13 protein-coding genes are annotated in these 14,951 nt (G+C 74.1%); 11 read left to right on the forward strand and 2 right to left on the reverse strand.

The annotated features are described in order from the left end of the window. Positions 1-25: 25 nt before the first annotated feature. The 6 genes from M8C11_RS05745 (at position 26) to M8C11_RS05770 (ending at position 5,498) form a co-directional block, all read left to right on the forward strand. On the forward strand, positions 26-601 hold the full coding sequence (locus M8C11_RS05745) for an isoquinoline 1-oxidoreductase (RefSeq protein ID WP_252448670.1): 576 nt from the start codon (positions 26-28) through the stop codon (positions 599-601). 74 nt (positions 602-675) lie between these two features. After that, positions 676-1,860: a zinc-dependent alcohol dehydrogenase gene (locus M8C11_RS05750; RefSeq protein WP_091423722.1), complete on the forward strand. Its 1,185-nt coding sequence runs from the start codon at positions 676-678 to the stop codon at positions 1,858-1,860. Next, on the forward strand, positions 1,857-2,801 hold the full coding sequence (locus M8C11_RS05755; protein ID WP_091423719.1) for an SDR family NAD(P)-dependent oxidoreductase: 945 nt from the start codon (positions 1,857-1,859) through the stop codon (positions 2,799-2,801). The genes M8C11_RS05750 and M8C11_RS05755 overlap by 4 nt, the downstream gene beginning before the upstream one ends. Before the next feature lie 124 nt (positions 2,802-2,925). Next, positions 2,926-4,071, forward strand: coding sequence for an MBL fold metallo-hydrolase (locus M8C11_RS05760; protein WP_252448671.1), 1,146 nt, complete (start codon positions 2,926-2,928; stop codon positions 4,069-4,071). Between the two features lie 108 nt (positions 4,072-4,179). Further along, complete coding sequence (locus tag M8C11_RS05765) at positions 4,180-4,857, forward strand: sugar transferase (protein ID WP_252448672.1); 678 nt, start codon at positions 4,180-4,182, stop codon at positions 4,855-4,857. Then, complete coding sequence (locus tag M8C11_RS05770) at positions 4,854-5,498, forward strand: NeuD/PglB/VioB family sugar acetyltransferase (protein ID WP_252448673.1); 645 nt, start codon at positions 4,854-4,856, stop codon at positions 5,496-5,498. Before M8C11_RS05765 ends, M8C11_RS05770 begins: the two co-directional genes overlap by 4 nt. A gap of 5 nt (positions 5,499-5,503) precedes the next feature. Here M8C11_RS05770 and M8C11_RS05775 read toward each other — a convergent pair whose 3' ends face one another. Continuing rightward, entirely contained in the window at positions 5,504-7,015 is a 1,512-nt protein-coding gene (locus M8C11_RS05775) for a deoxyguanosinetriphosphate triphosphohydrolase family protein (RefSeq protein WP_091424528.1), read from the reverse strand. A 62-nt stretch (positions 7,016-7,077) separates the two neighbouring features. Between M8C11_RS05775 and M8C11_RS05780 the strand changes: the two genes are divergently transcribed. Next, a complete protein-coding gene (locus M8C11_RS05780) occupies positions 7,078-9,561 on the forward strand; it encodes a Tex family protein (protein ID WP_091423708.1) in 2,484 nt (827 codons plus the stop codon). Between the two features lie 207 nt (positions 9,562-9,768). Further along, positions 9,769-10,203: a hypothetical protein gene (locus M8C11_RS05785; protein ID WP_091423705.1), complete on the forward strand. Its 435-nt coding sequence runs from the start codon at positions 9,769-9,771 to the stop codon at positions 10,201-10,203. Here the strand turns inward: M8C11_RS05785 and M8C11_RS05790 are convergent. Then, the gene (locus tag M8C11_RS05790; RefSeq protein WP_091423702.1) at positions 10,166-11,176 is read right to left on the reverse strand and encodes a DUF389 domain-containing protein; all 1,011 of its coding nucleotides are present in this window, start codon (positions 11,174-11,176) and stop codon (positions 10,166-10,168) included. The two genes, M8C11_RS05785 and M8C11_RS05790, sit on opposite strands and share 38 nt — an antisense overlap. Before the next feature lie 213 nt (positions 11,177-11,389). On the opposite strand from M8C11_RS05790, the gene M8C11_RS05795 reads away from it, so the two are divergent. The 3 genes from M8C11_RS05795 to M8C11_RS05805 are packed head-to-tail and all read left to right on the forward strand — an operon-like array spanning position 11,390 to position 14,945. Continuing rightward, the gene (locus M8C11_RS05795) at positions 11,390-12,520 is read left to right on the forward strand and encodes a DegT/DnrJ/EryC1/StrS aminotransferase family protein (RefSeq protein ID WP_091423698.1); all 1,131 of its coding nucleotides are present in this window, start codon (positions 11,390-11,392) and stop codon (positions 12,518-12,520) included. Between the two features lie 14 nt (positions 12,521-12,534). Beyond that, entirely contained in the window at positions 12,535-13,725 is a 1,191-nt protein-coding gene (locus M8C11_RS05800; RefSeq protein ID WP_252448675.1) for a glycosyltransferase family 4 protein, read from the forward strand. Continuing rightward, positions 13,725-14,945 (forward strand): glycosyltransferase family 4 protein, encoded by a 1,221-nt coding sequence (locus M8C11_RS05805; RefSeq protein ID WP_091423691.1) that lies wholly within the window; start codon positions 13,725-13,727, stop codon positions 14,943-14,945. Before M8C11_RS05800 ends, M8C11_RS05805 begins: the two co-directional genes overlap by 1 nt. The last annotated feature ends 6 nt before the right edge of the window (positions 14,946-14,951 follow it).

Consider the following 14,951-nt stretch of genomic DNA (forward strand, 5'->3'; position numbering starts at 1 on the left):
GGCGACGAGCGCCCGGGTGAGCACCATGACCGCGCCCCTCCCCCCGTTCCTGGGCTACGTGCTGGCCGCGCCGGTCCTCGTGGCCGCCGCCGAACTCACCGCGGCGTACCCGGCCGCCGCCCGGACGCCGTCGCCGGACGTGGCCGGGCTGCTCGGCCTCGGCCAGATCATGACGGCCGCGGCCCTGCCCGGGGCGGCGCTCATCTCCGTCGAGGTCGGCCCGGACGGGACCGTGTCGTTCACGCTGCCGCCGGACCGGTACGACGGCGACACCTCGGCCGCCGAACTGATCGCCGACGGGCTGTCCGTGCCGCGCCGGCGCGTCCGTGTGCCACCGCCACGGCCGGCAGCGGGCCGGACGCGTGGCGCACCCCATCCGGCGGTCGGAACCCGTACCCCGGTCCGGGTCGCCGTGGCGGTGGCCCGGCGGCGGCTGCTGGAGGCCGCGTCGGCGGCGCTCGGCACGCCCGTCGCCGGCCTGCGGCTCGCGGCCGGCGCCGTCACCGACCGCACCGGCCGCCGCCTCGACATCGGCGCCCTCGCCGGCACCGCGGCCAGCACCAGCACCATCGCCGTGACGGTCGACCTCACGCCACGGTGACCGCCGCCGCCGATTCAACGGCCCCCTGCCGGGTAGCAGTCGGATGGACGGCACCGGAGAGGGGACAGACAGGCATGAAGGCACTGACCTGGCACGGCAAGCGGGACGTTCGCGTCGAGGACGTCCCGGACCCCCGGATCGAGGAGCCGACCGACGCGATCGTCCGGATCACCTCGACCGCCATCTGCGGTTCCGACCTGCACCTGTACGAGGTGCTCGGGCCGTACCTGAAGCCCGGCGACATCCTCGGGCACGAGCCGATGGGCATCGTCGAGGAGGTCGGGTCCGGCGTGACCCGGCTCAAGAAGGGTGACCGTGTGGTCATCCCGTTCAACATCTCCTGCGGCTCGTGCTGGATGTGCGAGCGGCAGCTCTACGCGCAGTGCGAGACCACGCAGGTGACCAGCCAGGGCAAGGGCGCGTCCCTGTTCGGCTACACCTCGCTGTACGGCTCGATCCCCGGCGGCCAGGCGGAGTACCTGCGCGTCCCGCAGGCCCAGTTCGGGCCGATCACGATCCCGGACAGCGGCCCGGACGAGCGCTGGCTCTACCTGTCCGACATCCTGCCCACGGCCTGGCAGGCGGTGAAGTACGCGGACACCCCGCCCGGCGGCACGCTCGCCGTGTTCGGGCTCGGCCCGGTCGGGCAGTTCAGCGCCCGGATCGGCCGCCACCTGGGCGCCGGCCGCGTGATCGGGCTGGACCTGGTGCCCGAGCGGCTGGAGATGGCCCGCCGCCACGGCATCGAGGTGCTCGACGTCAGCCAGCTCGACGACGTGCCCGGCACGCTCATCGACCTGGTCGACGGGCGCGGCCCGGACGCGGTGATCGACGCGGTCGGCATGGAGGCGCACGGCGCGCCGCTGGGCAAGATGGCCCAGACCGCCGCCGGGCTGCTGCCGGACAAGCTGGCCCAGGCGATGACCGACAAGGCCGGCGTGGACCGGCTCGTGGTGCTGCACGCCGCGCTCAAGGCCGTGCGGCGCGGCGGCACCGTGTCGATCTCCGGCGTGTACGGCGGCGAGCAGGACCCGATGCCGCTGATGGAGATGTTCGACCGGGGCATCCAGCTGCGCATGGGCCAGTGCCACGTGCGGCGCTGGGTCGACGAGATCATCCCGCTGCTGGAGCGCGACGACGACCCGCTGGGCGTGGAGGACCTGCGGACCCACCGGCTGCCGCTGACCGACGCGCCGCGCGCGTACGAGATGTTCCAGAAGAAGGAGGACGGCTGCGTCAAGGTCGTGCTCGCACCGTGACCCGGACGGTGGTCGTGACCGGCGCGACCAGCGGGATCGGCCGGGCGACCGCCAGGGAGCTGGCGGGCCGCGGGGACCGGCTGGTCCTCGCGGCCCGCTCACCCGCCACGCTCGACGAGGTACGCGACGAGTGCCGGGCGGCGGGCGCGACGGCGATCGCCGTACCGATGGACGTGACCGAGCCCGGCGCGGTGGCCGCGCTGGCCGACGCGGCGCGGGCCGAGTACGGCCGCGTCGACGCCTGGGTGCACACCGCCGCGGTGATGGCCTACGGCCGCTTCGACGAGACCCCGGCCGAGGTGTTCGAGCAGGTCGTCCGCACCGACCTGCTGGCCGCCGCCGCGGTGGCCCGGGAGGCGCTGCGCCGGTTCCGGGACGCCGGCGGCGGCACCCTCGTGCTCACCGGCTCGGTGCTCGGGCACATCACCGCGCCCTACATGAGCGGATACGTGGCCGCCAAGTGGGGCCTGCAGGGACTCGCCCGCACGCTCCAGCAGGAGGCGCGGGAGACGCCCGGCATCGCGATCTGCCTGGTCAACCCGGGCAGCGTCGACACGCCCGTCTACCGGCAGGCGGCCAACTACCTGGGCCGGATCGGCCGGCCACCGCCCCCGATCGCCTCCCCCGAGCGGGTGGCACGGGCCATCGCGCACTGCCTCGACCGGCCACGCCGGGAGGTTTCGGTGGGACGGCTCAACGTGATCATGCGCTTCGGCTTCACCGTCCTGCCCGGCGTGTACGACGTGCTGGTCGGGCCGCTGATGCGCCTGGCCGGACTGACCCGGCAGCCGGTCGCCGCGCACCAGGGCATCGTGTTCACGCCCAACCCGGCCGGCGAGGCGGTCCGCGGCGGTTGGGTGCCCGACGCGTCCCAGGTCGTCCGTGCCGTCGGCGGGCGCGCGGCGACCGTGGCGTCCGCGGTACGCCGCCGGCTGCCCTGACCGCCGCCGCGGACCGTCCGGTGGGCTGTCACGCGGGCGGACCCTCGTGCGGGTGGGCTGTCGCGCGGGCGGACCGCGACGAGGGTGGTTACCGTGTACGACGGGACACGGCGGAGGGACGAGCATGCGGCAACCGACGGGGCGGGAACCGGACCGGACGCGCGGCGGGCGGGTGTGGAAGCTCGCCGGGCTGGCCGCCGTCGCCAGCCTGGCCTGGGTGGCGCGGGACGTGCCCGCCCAGCTGGGCGGCCGGCTCACCGGCGCCCGGGCGGACCGGGCGGCCCGGTCACCGCGCTTCCACGACGGCACGTTCCACAACCCGGCCGGCGCCAGCGCCACGATGGTCGCCGACCCGGGCCGCAACCTCGTCCGGGAGCTGATCTTCGGCAAGCAGAAGCGGCGGCCGGGCAGCCCGGTGCCGCTGCTGCGCCCCGGCGCCGCGCCGGCCGCCGACCCGGCCCGCGAACTGAACGTCATCTGGTACGGCCACGCCTCCACGCTCGTCGAGATCGAGGGGCGCCGGGTGCTGCTCGACCCGGTGTGGAGCGACAGGTGCTCCCCGTCCGGACTGGTCGGCCCGCGGCGCATCCACGAGCCGCCGGTACGCCTGACCGAGCTGCCCCCGCTCGACGCGGTGCTGATCTCGCACGACCACTACGACCACCTGGACATGGAGACCGTCCGCACGCTGGCCGATCTCCAGTCCGCGCCGTTCGTGGTGCCGCTCGGCGTCGGCGCCCACCTGGCCCGCTGGGGCGTACCCGAGCACCGCATCGTCGAGCTGGACTGGTCGGAGAGCCACCGGGTCGGCGGGCTGACGCTCACCGCGACCGCCGCGCAGCACTTCTCCGGGCGCGGGCTGCGCCGCGACGGCACGCTCTGGAGTTCCTGGACCATCACCGGGACGCACCGGAAGGTCTTCTACACCGGCGACTCCGGCTACTTCGACGGGTACGCCGAGATCGGCGCCGAACACGGCCCGTTCGACGTGACGCTCATGCAGATCGGCGCGTACGACCGGGCGTGGCCGCACATCCACATGTTCCCGGAGGAGGCGGTGGCCGCGCACCTCGACGTCCGGGGCGGACTGCTGGTGCCGGTGCACTGGGGCACGTTCAACCTGGCGCTGCACGACTGGTCCGAGCCGGTGGACCGGCTGTGGGCCGAGGCGAAGGCGCGGGACGTCCGGCTCGCGGTGCCGCGTCCGGGCGAGCGGGTGGTGGTGGACGAGCCGCCGGCGGTGGACGGGTGGTGGCAGGCGGTCGCCTGAGCCACGCCGAAAAGTCGGACAAGACATCCTTCTGCGCATATTTGCGTACTCTGTTCGCTGACGAGTCAGCGGCCGGAGGACAGCATGCAGGTTCGCCTCTCCCCAGGCGTGGAAGATCCCCACACACCCACCTCGCAGGCGAGCGTCGCCTCGGCCGTCAAGCGGGGCGTCGACGTCGCCGTCTCGGCCACGGCCCTGCTGGTGGCGGCGCCGATTCTGGTCGTGGTCGCGGTCGCGGTGCTGCTCGGCATGGGCCGCCCGGTCCTCTTCCGTCAACAGCGGATCGGCCGGCACGGCCGGGAGTTCACCATCCTGAAGTTCCGGTCCATGGCGGACGGCGGTGACGCCTTCTCCCCCGGCGACGACCAGGCGCGACTGACGCCCCTGGGGCGGTGGCTGCGGGCGACCAGCCTGGACGAACTGCCCAGCCTGTGGAACATCCTGCGCGGCGACATGAGCCTCGTGGGTCCGCGTCCGTTCCCGACCAGCTACCGCGACCTCTACACACCGGACGAGTTCCGCCGGCACGACGTCCGGCCCGGCCTGACCGGGCTCGCGCAGGTGAACGGCCGCAACGAGCTGGGTTGGGCGGAGCGTTTCGCCTACGACCTGTACTACGTGGAGCGCTGGAGCCTCCGCCTGGACGCCCGCATCCTGGCCCGGACCGCGGTGGCAGTCCTGCGCCGGCAGGGCATCAGCGCGCCCGGCGCCGCCACGGCCCACGAGTTCCGTGGCACCGCCACGGAGGAGGCGGTGCCGGCGACTGCGGGAAGCGGATCCCGGTGAGCCTCGACCTGGTCGTCGTCGGGTGCGGCGGCCACGGCCGGGAGATCGCCCAGATCGTGGCGGCGGTGAACGAGTCGGCCGCGCGGCCACCGTGGCGACTGGTCGGCTTCGTGGACGACAACCCGTCCGAGCGGAACCGCAAACGCGCCGAGTCGTGCGGCGCCCCCTACCTGGGGACCGTGGCGGCGCTCGGGCAGCTGCCGCCGGAGACCCACGTCGTCCTCGGTCTGGGCGACCCACGCGTCCGGCGGAAGGTGGGCGCGCGGGTCGACACGTACGGCAGGCCGGCGGCGAGTCTCGTCCACCCGGACGCCACAGTCGGCCCGGACGTGGTGTCGGCCGAGGGTCTCGTGGTGTTCGCCGGTGGCCGGATCACCACGGACGTGACAGTCGGGCGGCATCTGCACGTCAACCAGAACGCCACTCTCGCGCACGACTGCGTGGTCGGCGACTACGTCTCCCTGCATCCGCTCGCTGCGGTGTCCGGTGACTGCCGCCTCGACACCGCAGCGCTGATCGGGGCGGGCGCCGTCGTGCTCCCGGGCCTGCGGGTGGGCGCCGGCGCGACGGTCGGCGCCGGGGCGTGCGTGGTGCGTGACGTACCACCGGAGATCGTGGTCAAGGGCGTGCCGGCCCGCTGAGGTCCTCAGAGTACGAAGGCATCGGTCCACAGCGCGCCGGAGCGGCCCGACAACGCGTCGAGCATCGCCACCGCCTGACCGTCGGTGAGCTGCGCGACGAAGTCGATGATCGCCCGGCCCCGGGCCCGGCCGATCCGGTCCGGGGTACGCGGGTGCAGCTCCGCCTCGGCCAGCTCCACCAGGTCGTGCAGCCGGCGCGGCAGCCGGGACTCCTCGTCCGGGTCCAGCAGCCACTCCCAGAGCGCCTCCACGAGCGTGTCGAGCAGCCGGGCCTGACCGCGCTGGTGCAACGCCAGGTCCGGGCGGGCTAGCACGAACCGGTGGTGGACGAACTTGAGCACCTGCACCTCGTGCCACTGCGCCTTGGCCAGCAGCACGTACCCGGAGCGGACGTCCGGTTCCGGGGTCACGGTGATGGCGTCCACGAAGCGGGTGGACCAGCGGGCGGAGAACCGGGCCACGTACTGCTCCGCCTCGATCGAGCCGTCGAACGGCAGCGCCAGCAGCCCCTCCACCAGCTCCTCGCGGACGTGCTCGACAGCGGCGGCGAACGCCTCGTCGTCGGCGATCCAGCCGTCCTTGCGGTGCAGTTGCCGGCGCAGCCGCTCGATCGCCACCCCCGGCCGCCGGCCCGCCGTCTCCAGCGCCGACGCGGTGATCGACCGCAGGTGCCCGCACTCACGCTGCCAGGCAGTCAACTCGGCCGCCACCGCGCCCTGCTGGAGCACCCCGACGCGGTAGAAGTCCTCCACGTCGTGGATGGCGTACGCGATGTCGTCGGCGGTGTCCATCACCGACGCCTCGGGCGTCTGCTGCCAGTCCGGGATCCGCCCGGCGAACGGCTCCCGAGCCTGCCGCAGGTCGTCCAGCTCGGTGCGGTACGCGCCGAACTTCACCGACCCGCTGTCCGGCTCCTCCGGCGGCGCCGCGGCGCCGCGCGGCGCCGGGTCGAGGTGCCGGGGATGCGGGTCGGGATGGTCCAGCCGGGTCCACGGGTACTTCAGCATGGCGGCGCGGACCGCGGCGGTCAGGTCCAGCCCGGTGGTCGCCGCGCCGCGGATCTCGGTGCTGGTGACGATCCGGTACGACTGGGCGTTGCCCTCGAAGCCGTCGGGCAGCCCGAGGCGCTGCCGGGCCAGCCGGTCGAGCACGCGCTCCCCCAGGTGCCCGAACGGCGGGTGCCCGAGGTCGTGCGCGAGCGCGGCGGCCTCCACCACGTCCGGGTCGCAGCCACCGAGCTTCTCCAGCAGGTCCCGGTGCGCCGGGTCGGCGGTCAACCGCTCGGCTATCGCCCGGGCCACCTGGGCCACCTTCAGGCTGTGGGTGAGCCGGTTGTGCACGAGCAGCCCGGACCCGCCCGGGCTGATCACCTGGGTGACGCCGTTCAGCCGGGTGAAGAACGGCGAGCCGACGATCCGGTCCCGGTCGGCCCGGAACGGGCCGGCGGCCAGGTCGCCGAGCGCCCGGGCGCTGCCGCCGAACAGCCGCCGGGCCCGCGGATCCGCAGGTGCCTCCATGATCGCCACGCTAGCGCAGCCGGCGGCGGGCCGGGCACAGGCGGTCGGAGGCGAACGGCACAATGCAGGGCGGAAACCACCCGAGAAGGCGGATGACAATCGTGACCCAGTCTGTGCACCAGCGGATCGCCGAGGAACTCGGCGTCGCCGAACGGCAGGTGCGGGCGGCAGTCGAGCTGCTCGACGGCGGCGCCACAGTGCCGTTCATCGCCCGCTACCGCAAGGAGGCCACCGGCCTGCTCGACGACGCGCAGCTGCGCACGCTGGAGGAGCGGCTGCGCTACCTGCGCGAGCTGGACGAGCGGCGCGCGGCGGTGCTGGAGTCGATCCGGAGCCAGGGCAGGCTGGACGAGGCGCTGGAGGCGCAGATCCTCGCCGCCGACTCGAAGTCCCGCCTGGAGGACATCTACCTGCCCTACAAGCCGAAGCGGCGTACCCGCGCGCAGATCGCCCGCGAGGCCGGGCTGGAGCCGCTCGCGGACACGCTCCTGGCCGATCCGGCCCAGGACCCGAAGACGGTCGCCGCCGGGTTCGCCGACCCGGACAGGGGCGTCGCGGACGCCGCTGCCGCCCTGGACGGGGCGCGGGCCATCCTGATCGAGCGTTTCGCCGAGGACGCCGACCTGATCGGCACGCTGCGCGAGCAGATGTGGTCGCGGGGCCGGCTGGTCTCCCGGGTACGCGACGGCCAGGAGACCGCCGGTGCGAAGTTCGCCGACTACTTCGACTTCGCCGAGCCGTACCCGAAGCTGCCCTCGCACCGCATCCTCGCCATGTTCCGGGGCGAGAAGGAGGGTGTGCTGGAGCTGACCATGGACCCGGAGGCCGACGGGGACGCCGACGCGACCCCCGGGCCCAGCCGCTACGAGGCGGCCGTCGCCGGCCGGTTCGGCATCAGCGACCAGGGGCGGCCCGGCGACCGGTGGCTGGCCGACACGGTGCGCTGGGCCTGGCGTACCCGGATCCTGATCCACCTGGGCGCGGACCTGCGGATGCGGCTGTGGCAGGCGGCCGAGGAGGAGGCCGTGCGGGTCTTCGCCACCAACCTGCGTGACCTGCTGCTGGCCGCGCCGGCGGGCGCGCGGGTGACGATGGGCCTCGACCCGGGCCTGCGCACCGGCGTGAAGGTGGCGGTGGTCGACGCCACCGGCAAGGTGGTCGCCACCGACACGATCTACCCGCACGAGCCGCGCCGGCAGTGGGACGCCTCGCTGCACACGCTCGCCACGCTCGCCGCCGCGCACGGCGTCGAGCTGGTCGCGATCGGCAACGGCACCGCCAGCCGGGAGACCGACAAGCTGGCCGGTGACCTGATCAAGCGGCACCCGGAGCTGAAGCTGACCAAGGTGGTGGTCTCCGAGGCCGGCGCGTCGGTCTACTCCGCCTCGGCGTACGCCTCCCAGGAGCTGCCCGGTCTGGACGTGTCGCTGCGCGGCGCGGTGTCGATCGCCCGCCGCCTCCAGGACCCGCTGGCCGAGCTGGTGAAGATCGACCCGCGGTCGATCGGCGTCGGGCAGTACCAGCACGACCTGTCCGAGGTGAAGCTGTCCCGCTCGCTCGACGCGGTGGTCGAGGACTGCGTCAACGCGGTCGGCGTCGACGTCAACACCGCCTCCGCGCCGCTGCTCACCCGGGTCTCCGGCATCGGCGCCGGGCTGGCCGAGAACATCGTGCTGCACCGCGACGCCAACGGGCCGTTCCGCACCCGGACCGAGCTGAAGAAGGTGCCGCGGCTCGGGCCGAAGGCGTTCGAGCAGTGCGCCGGCTTCCTGCGCATCCCCGGCGGCGACGACCCGCTCGACTCCTCCAGCGTGCACCCCGAGGCGTACCCGGTGGTGCGCCGCATCCTCGCCACCACCGGGCAGGATCTGCGCGCGCTGATCGGCAGGTCGGCCATCCTGCGCGGCCTGCGCGCGACCGACTTCGTCGACGACACGTTCGGCCTGCCCACCGTCACCGACATCCTGGCCGAACTGGAGAAGCCCGGCCGCGACCCGCGCCCGGAGTTCCGCACGGCGACGTTCGTCGAGGGCGTGGAGAAGATCAGCGACCTGACGCCGGGCATGGTGCTGGAGGGCGTGGTGACGAACGTGGCCGCGTTCGGCGCGTTCGTCGACGTGGGCGTGCACCAGGACGGCCTGGTGCACGTCTCGGCCATGTCGCACACCTTCGTCAAGGACCCGCGCGACGTGGTCAAGTCCGGCGACGTGGTCAAGGTGCGGGTACTCGACGTGGACGTGCCGCGCAAGCGGATCTCGCTGACGCTGCGGCTCGACGACGAGGCGCCGGCCGGTGGCGGACGCCCGGCGGGCGGCGACGGCCGCCGGGACCGGGGCGGTCAGGGCGGCGGGCCGCGGGCCGGCGACCAGGGGCGCGGCGGCCAGCAGGGCGGGCAACGCGGCGGCGGTCAGCGCGGCGGCTCCGGCGGCGGGAAGGGCGGCGCGGCGCGCGGCGCCCAGCAGCAGCGGTCGGGCCGCGGTGGCGGCGGTCCCGCTCCGGTCAACGACGCCATGGCGGAGGCGCTGCGCCGCGCCGGGCTGGCCTGACACGTTCGGCTGCCCTGCCGGGCTGAGGTCACGAACGACTCAGCCCGGCAGTGCCCTTCGGCAACCGTGACGCGCCGGTTCGCGAAGCTGACACGCGGCAGGGCGGGACGGCTGGCGCGAGGGAGCGGCCAGGGGTGTCTCGGTCCGCGCCGGCCCGGAGGCCGCCGTCGTCGCCGGGCAGCCCGGGTTCCGCGTACCCTCGCCGTCGTGGGGGCCGAGGAGGACGAGCGGTGGCGGGAGCGGCGACGCGACGCGGTGCGGGCGCACGCGGAGGCCGCTGACCGGGAACGCGCGGCGGAGCAGGCGGAGGCCGCAGATCTCGTGGCCCGGTTCGCCGCCGAGGCGCTGCGGCGAGGGCTGCGTGCGGACCGGCTGACCGCTACCGGCCATAACGGGCGCGGGCGCTACCGTACGCGGATCACCGGCTGGTACGTGGACCGGGCGCATAGCCGCGCGGTGGATACCGAGGGGCGCTTCTACCTGCTCACCGTGCCGCCGGGTCTGCGAGCACGGCTGCTCGGGGCCGACCCGCGGCCCAGCGCGCCGCCGCTCGTGGTCGGCCGGGGCGGTCGCGACGGCGAGTCGGTGCCGCTGGCGGCGCTGCTCAGCCGCCGTCTCGACGCGGGCGACGACTGGCGCTGACCGGGCCGGGTCGCTGATCGGCCCGCTGCCGCGGCACGGCGTGCGCGGCCCGCCGGGCGACGTGCCGCCACCAGCACAACTGGACCACCAGCGTGAGTAGCCCGGCGAGCACGATAGCGGCCAAGTTGATCACCAGTTGGAGGGCGGAGCCGGCCGCCTCGTGCCACACGCCGTACGCGGACGCGACAGCCACGTTTGCCGCCGCCGGCACGGTGGTCACCGAGATCAGCACGCCCACGAGCGACCCGGACTTCTTCGAGGTCAGCGACAACATGCCGGCAACGCCTGCGAGCAGGCCCACCACCCATGACAATGCGTCCGGGCGCCAGATGAAGTCGGTCATCGGCCGTTCCGCCAGCAGCATGTCCCGGCCGACCAGGCCGGCCGCGGTGAGCGCCCAGGTGCTCAGCACCGTGGCCGCCATGGCGACGACGAAGCCGACGGTCAGCGCCTGCACCGAGCGGCCGACCACGCGCGGCTGCCGCCGTAGCAGCGCCACGCAGAGCGCGGCGAGCGGCCCGAACTCGGGGCCGACCACCATCGCGCCGACGATCAGGATGGGCTGGTCGAGCAGCACGCCGATTCCGGCGATCATGGTGGCGACCACGATCAGGGCGAGGAACGTGCCGGTGAGCACCGTCTGCTCGCCGGTCTTCGCGGCGATCTCGTCCCAGACCACGGCGTCCTCGCCGTGCCCGGGCGCCTCCTCGGCGGCCCGGTCGGCCGCCTCGGACAGGGTCAGCTCCACGTCGTCGGCGGCGATCGCGCCGTGCGCCTCGACGCCGAGTTCCTGGAGCCGGCTCAGCACACCGTCGGCGCTCTCCCGGACGACGTCGCAGGTGATGTAGTCACCGGCGGGCTGGCGGGCGGCGCCGGGCAGCACCACGAGGTGGGTGACGCCGGGATCGGCGGCCAGCAATTCCACGACCGCTGACGACTGGTCGCTCGGCGCGATCACCCTCAGGTGCAGCACTCGGGGCTCCTGGATCGTCGATTCCTGGCAGGGCCGCCGAACTCTACTCGGTACCAGGGGCACGTGTTGCGACCCGACGCCGCCGCGCGGCACGATCGTGTGCTTTTCGGCATGAACCCGGCGTACGCCATCACTCCTCGACTGGTCGACCGTTTTACCGTCCGTGACCCTTCGCTGCCACGACCGTGATCCCACTGCGGGGACGGAGGCTCGATGACCGGCCGGATCTACCTGTCCCCGCCCGATGTCGGGCCCCTGGAGGAGTCCTACGTGCTCCGCGCGATCCGCTCGGGCTGGGTGGCGCCGCTCGGGCCCGAGGTGGAGGCGTTCGAGCGGGAGGTGGCGGAACGTGTCGGGGCGACGCACGCGCTGGCCCTCAACTCCGGCACGTCCGCGCTGCACCTCGCCCTCCTCGTCCTGGGGGCCGGGCCGGGAAGCGTGGTGGTGGCACCGACGATGACGTTCGCGGCCACCGCCAACGCCGCTGTCTACACCGGTGCCGAGCCGGTCTTCGTCGACTGCGACCCGGCGACCGGGAACATGGACGTGAGCGCGCTCGCCGAGATGCTCGACATGCTGACCCGGGCCGGCGAGAAGGTCGCTGCGGTCCTGGTCGCGGACATGTTCGGCGCCTGCGCCGACTACGACGAGCTGCTGCCGGTGTGCGAGGCGGCGGGCGTGCCGGTGGTCGAGGACGCCGCGCAGGCGCTGGGTGCCACCTACCGCGGACGTCCGGCCGCCACCTTTGGACGGCTGAACGCGCTGTCGTTCAACGGCAACAAGATCATCACCACGTCCGGCGGAGGGATGCTGCTCTCCGACGACGAGGCGTTGCTCGCCCGCTGCCGGCACCTGGCCACTCAGGCGCGCGAGCCCGTGCCGCACTACGAGCACGTCGACGTGGGCTACAACTACCGGCTCAGCAACCTGCTCGCGGCCCTGGGCCGGGCGCAGCTGCACCGGCTGGACGGGATGATGCGCCGCCGCCGGCTGCTGCGCGAGCGCTACGCCAAGCTGTTCTCCGGCGTGCCCGGGGTACGTCTGCTCGGCGACGGGGACGAGGGCTCGAACTGCTGGCTGACCAGCATCGTGGTCGACCCCGAGCGGACCGGGTGGTCGGCTGCGGAACTCGGGGCGCACCTGGCCGCGCGGGACATCGAGACCCGGCACGTGTGGAAGCCGATGCACCGCCAGCCGGTGTTCGCCGGGTGCCGGGCGGTCGTGACGGGCGCCTCGGACCGCCTGTTCGCCCAAGGGCTCACCCTGCCCAGCGGCTCCGCCCTGGACGACGACCGCCTGGCGCGGGTCGTCGGCGCGGTCGAGCAGTTCCTGGACGCCCGGTGACGGCCGGCGCGGACATGCGCCCACTGCGGGTCGTCGTCCTGCTGAAGACCGACCAGGGCGGACTCTGGATCGTCCCGCAGGTGGAGGAACTCCGCCGCCGTGGCCACGAGGTGGTGGCGGTCCTGCCGCGTCGGACCGGGCGACTGACCGAGGAGCTGCGGCGGCGAGGTGTCGAGGTGCACGACTCGCCGTTCGACTTCCGCTTCCGGCCGCGCCCGTCGACGCTGCGGGACCTGTGGCGGCTCCGCCGCCTGATCAGCCGGCTCCGTCCGGACGTGCTGAAGTACCACCTCTACGCGTCCGCGCTCGCCGCCCGCTTCGCGAGCCTGCGCCTGCCGCTGCGCCGGGTGCACATGGTGGCCGGGCCGCTGTACCTGGAGTCTCCGCTGATCAAAATCGTCGAGCGGGTGTTGTGGCGGCTCGACGACGTCACCATCTGCGGCACCGGCCACACCTCGGGCCTCTACGGCGCGCTCGGGTGTCCCGCGCCCCGGCGACCGGTCGTCACCTACGGCGCCCGGACCGCGCACTTCGCCGACCTGGCCGGCTCAGCCGACCGGCGGGAGGTGCGGGCCAAGGCGCGCGCCGAACTCGGCATCGAGGAGGACGCGTTCGTCGCCATCATGGTCGCCTACGTCTATCCGCCCCGGAGGCTGGTTCACCAGGGCCGCGGCATCAAGGGTCACGACGTGCTGCTGGCGGCCTGGCGGGAGTTCCGCGCCGACCACCCGGACGCCCGGCTGCTCCTGGTGGGCGCCGGTTTCTCGGCGGCCGGAGAGGCGCACCGGCGCGAGTTGATCCAGCGCTTCGAGGTCGATCGCGACCCGAGCGTGACATGGCTGACGTCGGTGTCGGACGTGCGCGACTGCTACCGCGCCGCCGACGTGAGCGTCAGTCCCTCCCTGTCCGAGGGACACGGCGCCGCCTGTGAGGCGGGCGCCACCGGGGTGCCCAGCATCGTCAGCGACGCCGGCGGTCTGCCCGAGACCGTCGACGAGACGACCGGCTGGGTGGTGCCACGCAACGACGTGGCGGCGCTGGTCGCCGGACTGCGGCAGGCCTACGACGAGTTCACCGACGGCCGGCTCCGGCTGCGGGGTGAGCGGGCCCAGCGGTTCGCGCTGCGGCACTTCGACAACACGCTTGCCGCCGGCGATGTCGCCGACGTGGTGGAGGCCGCCTGCCGGACCGGCGGGAGAGCCTGATGCGGGTCGTGGTGACATCGGAGTCGCGCTTCAGCCGGACTCCGGACGGCGCGGTCTGGGTCGAAGCAGGCCCGGACAACGCGATCTGGCGACGGTACCTGGTCGCCTTCGACAACGTACGCGTCGCCGCCCGGGTGCGGGACGTCGCGCAGCGACCGGCGGCCGCGGCCCGGGTCGACGGGGACGGCGTCGACGTCTGGGCGTTGCCGTACTACGTCGGGCCTCGGGGTTACCTGCTGGGACGGCGGGCGATCGCCGCAGCGGTGTCCGCCGCGGCGGAATCCCGGGACGCCGTGGTGCTCCGGGTGCCCTCGCCGATCGGCTCACTGCTGGCTCGGGCACGCGACCGGGCCCGCCTCCCGTACGCGCTCGAAGTGATCGGGGATCCGTACGACGTGCTCGCCCCGGGGGTGGTCCGGCATCCGCTGCGGCCGCTGCTGCGCACGCTGTCCACCCGGACGCTGCGCCGGCAGTGCCGCGAGGCCGCCGCCGTGGCGTACGAGACGGAACGGCGCCTGCAACTCCGCTACCCCGCGTTGCCGACCACGCCCACGGCCGGCATCTCCAGCGTCGACCTGCCACCGGCGGCGTTCGTGCCGCAGGCCCGGCCGGTCCGGCAGCTTCCGCCAGTAGCGACACTGGTGTCGGTCGGCTCGCTCGAACAGCTCTACAAGGGAGTCGACACGCTCATCTCCGCGCTGGCGCTGATGCCCGCCGACGGGCCCCGGGCCCGGCTCGTGCATGTCGGCGTGGGCGCCTACCGTCCCCATCTGGAGCAGTTGGCCGCCCGATCGGGAGTGGCCGACCGGGTGAGCTTCACCGGCCCGCTACCCGACGCCGACGCGGTCCGCCGCCAACTGGACTCGGCGGACCTGTTCGTGATGCCGTCGCGTACCGAGGGCCTGCCCCGGGCGCTCATCGAGGCGATGGCCAGGGCACTGCCGGCGGTCGGTTCGACCGCCGGCGGCATTCCGGAGCTGCTCGAACCGGACTGCCTGGTGCCGCCCGACGACCCGGCCGCGCTCGCCTCCACAGTGACCGCGATACTGGCCGACCCGGACCGGCTCGCGGCTGCCTCGGCCCGCAACCTCCGCCGGTCCCGTGACTTCTCCGCCGAGACGCTCGACGCCCGCCGGGCGTCGTTCTACCGGGCCGTCGCCGAGACCGCCGCCGGCCGGGTGGGCCGCAGAGCACCGGTTTCCCTTCCGTCCGCACGCTGACATCCC

Source organism: Micromonospora sp. CPM1 (assembly GCF_023896895.1).
GTDB lineage: Bacteria > Actinomycetota > Actinomycetes > Mycobacteriales > Micromonosporaceae > Micromonospora > Micromonospora tulbaghiae.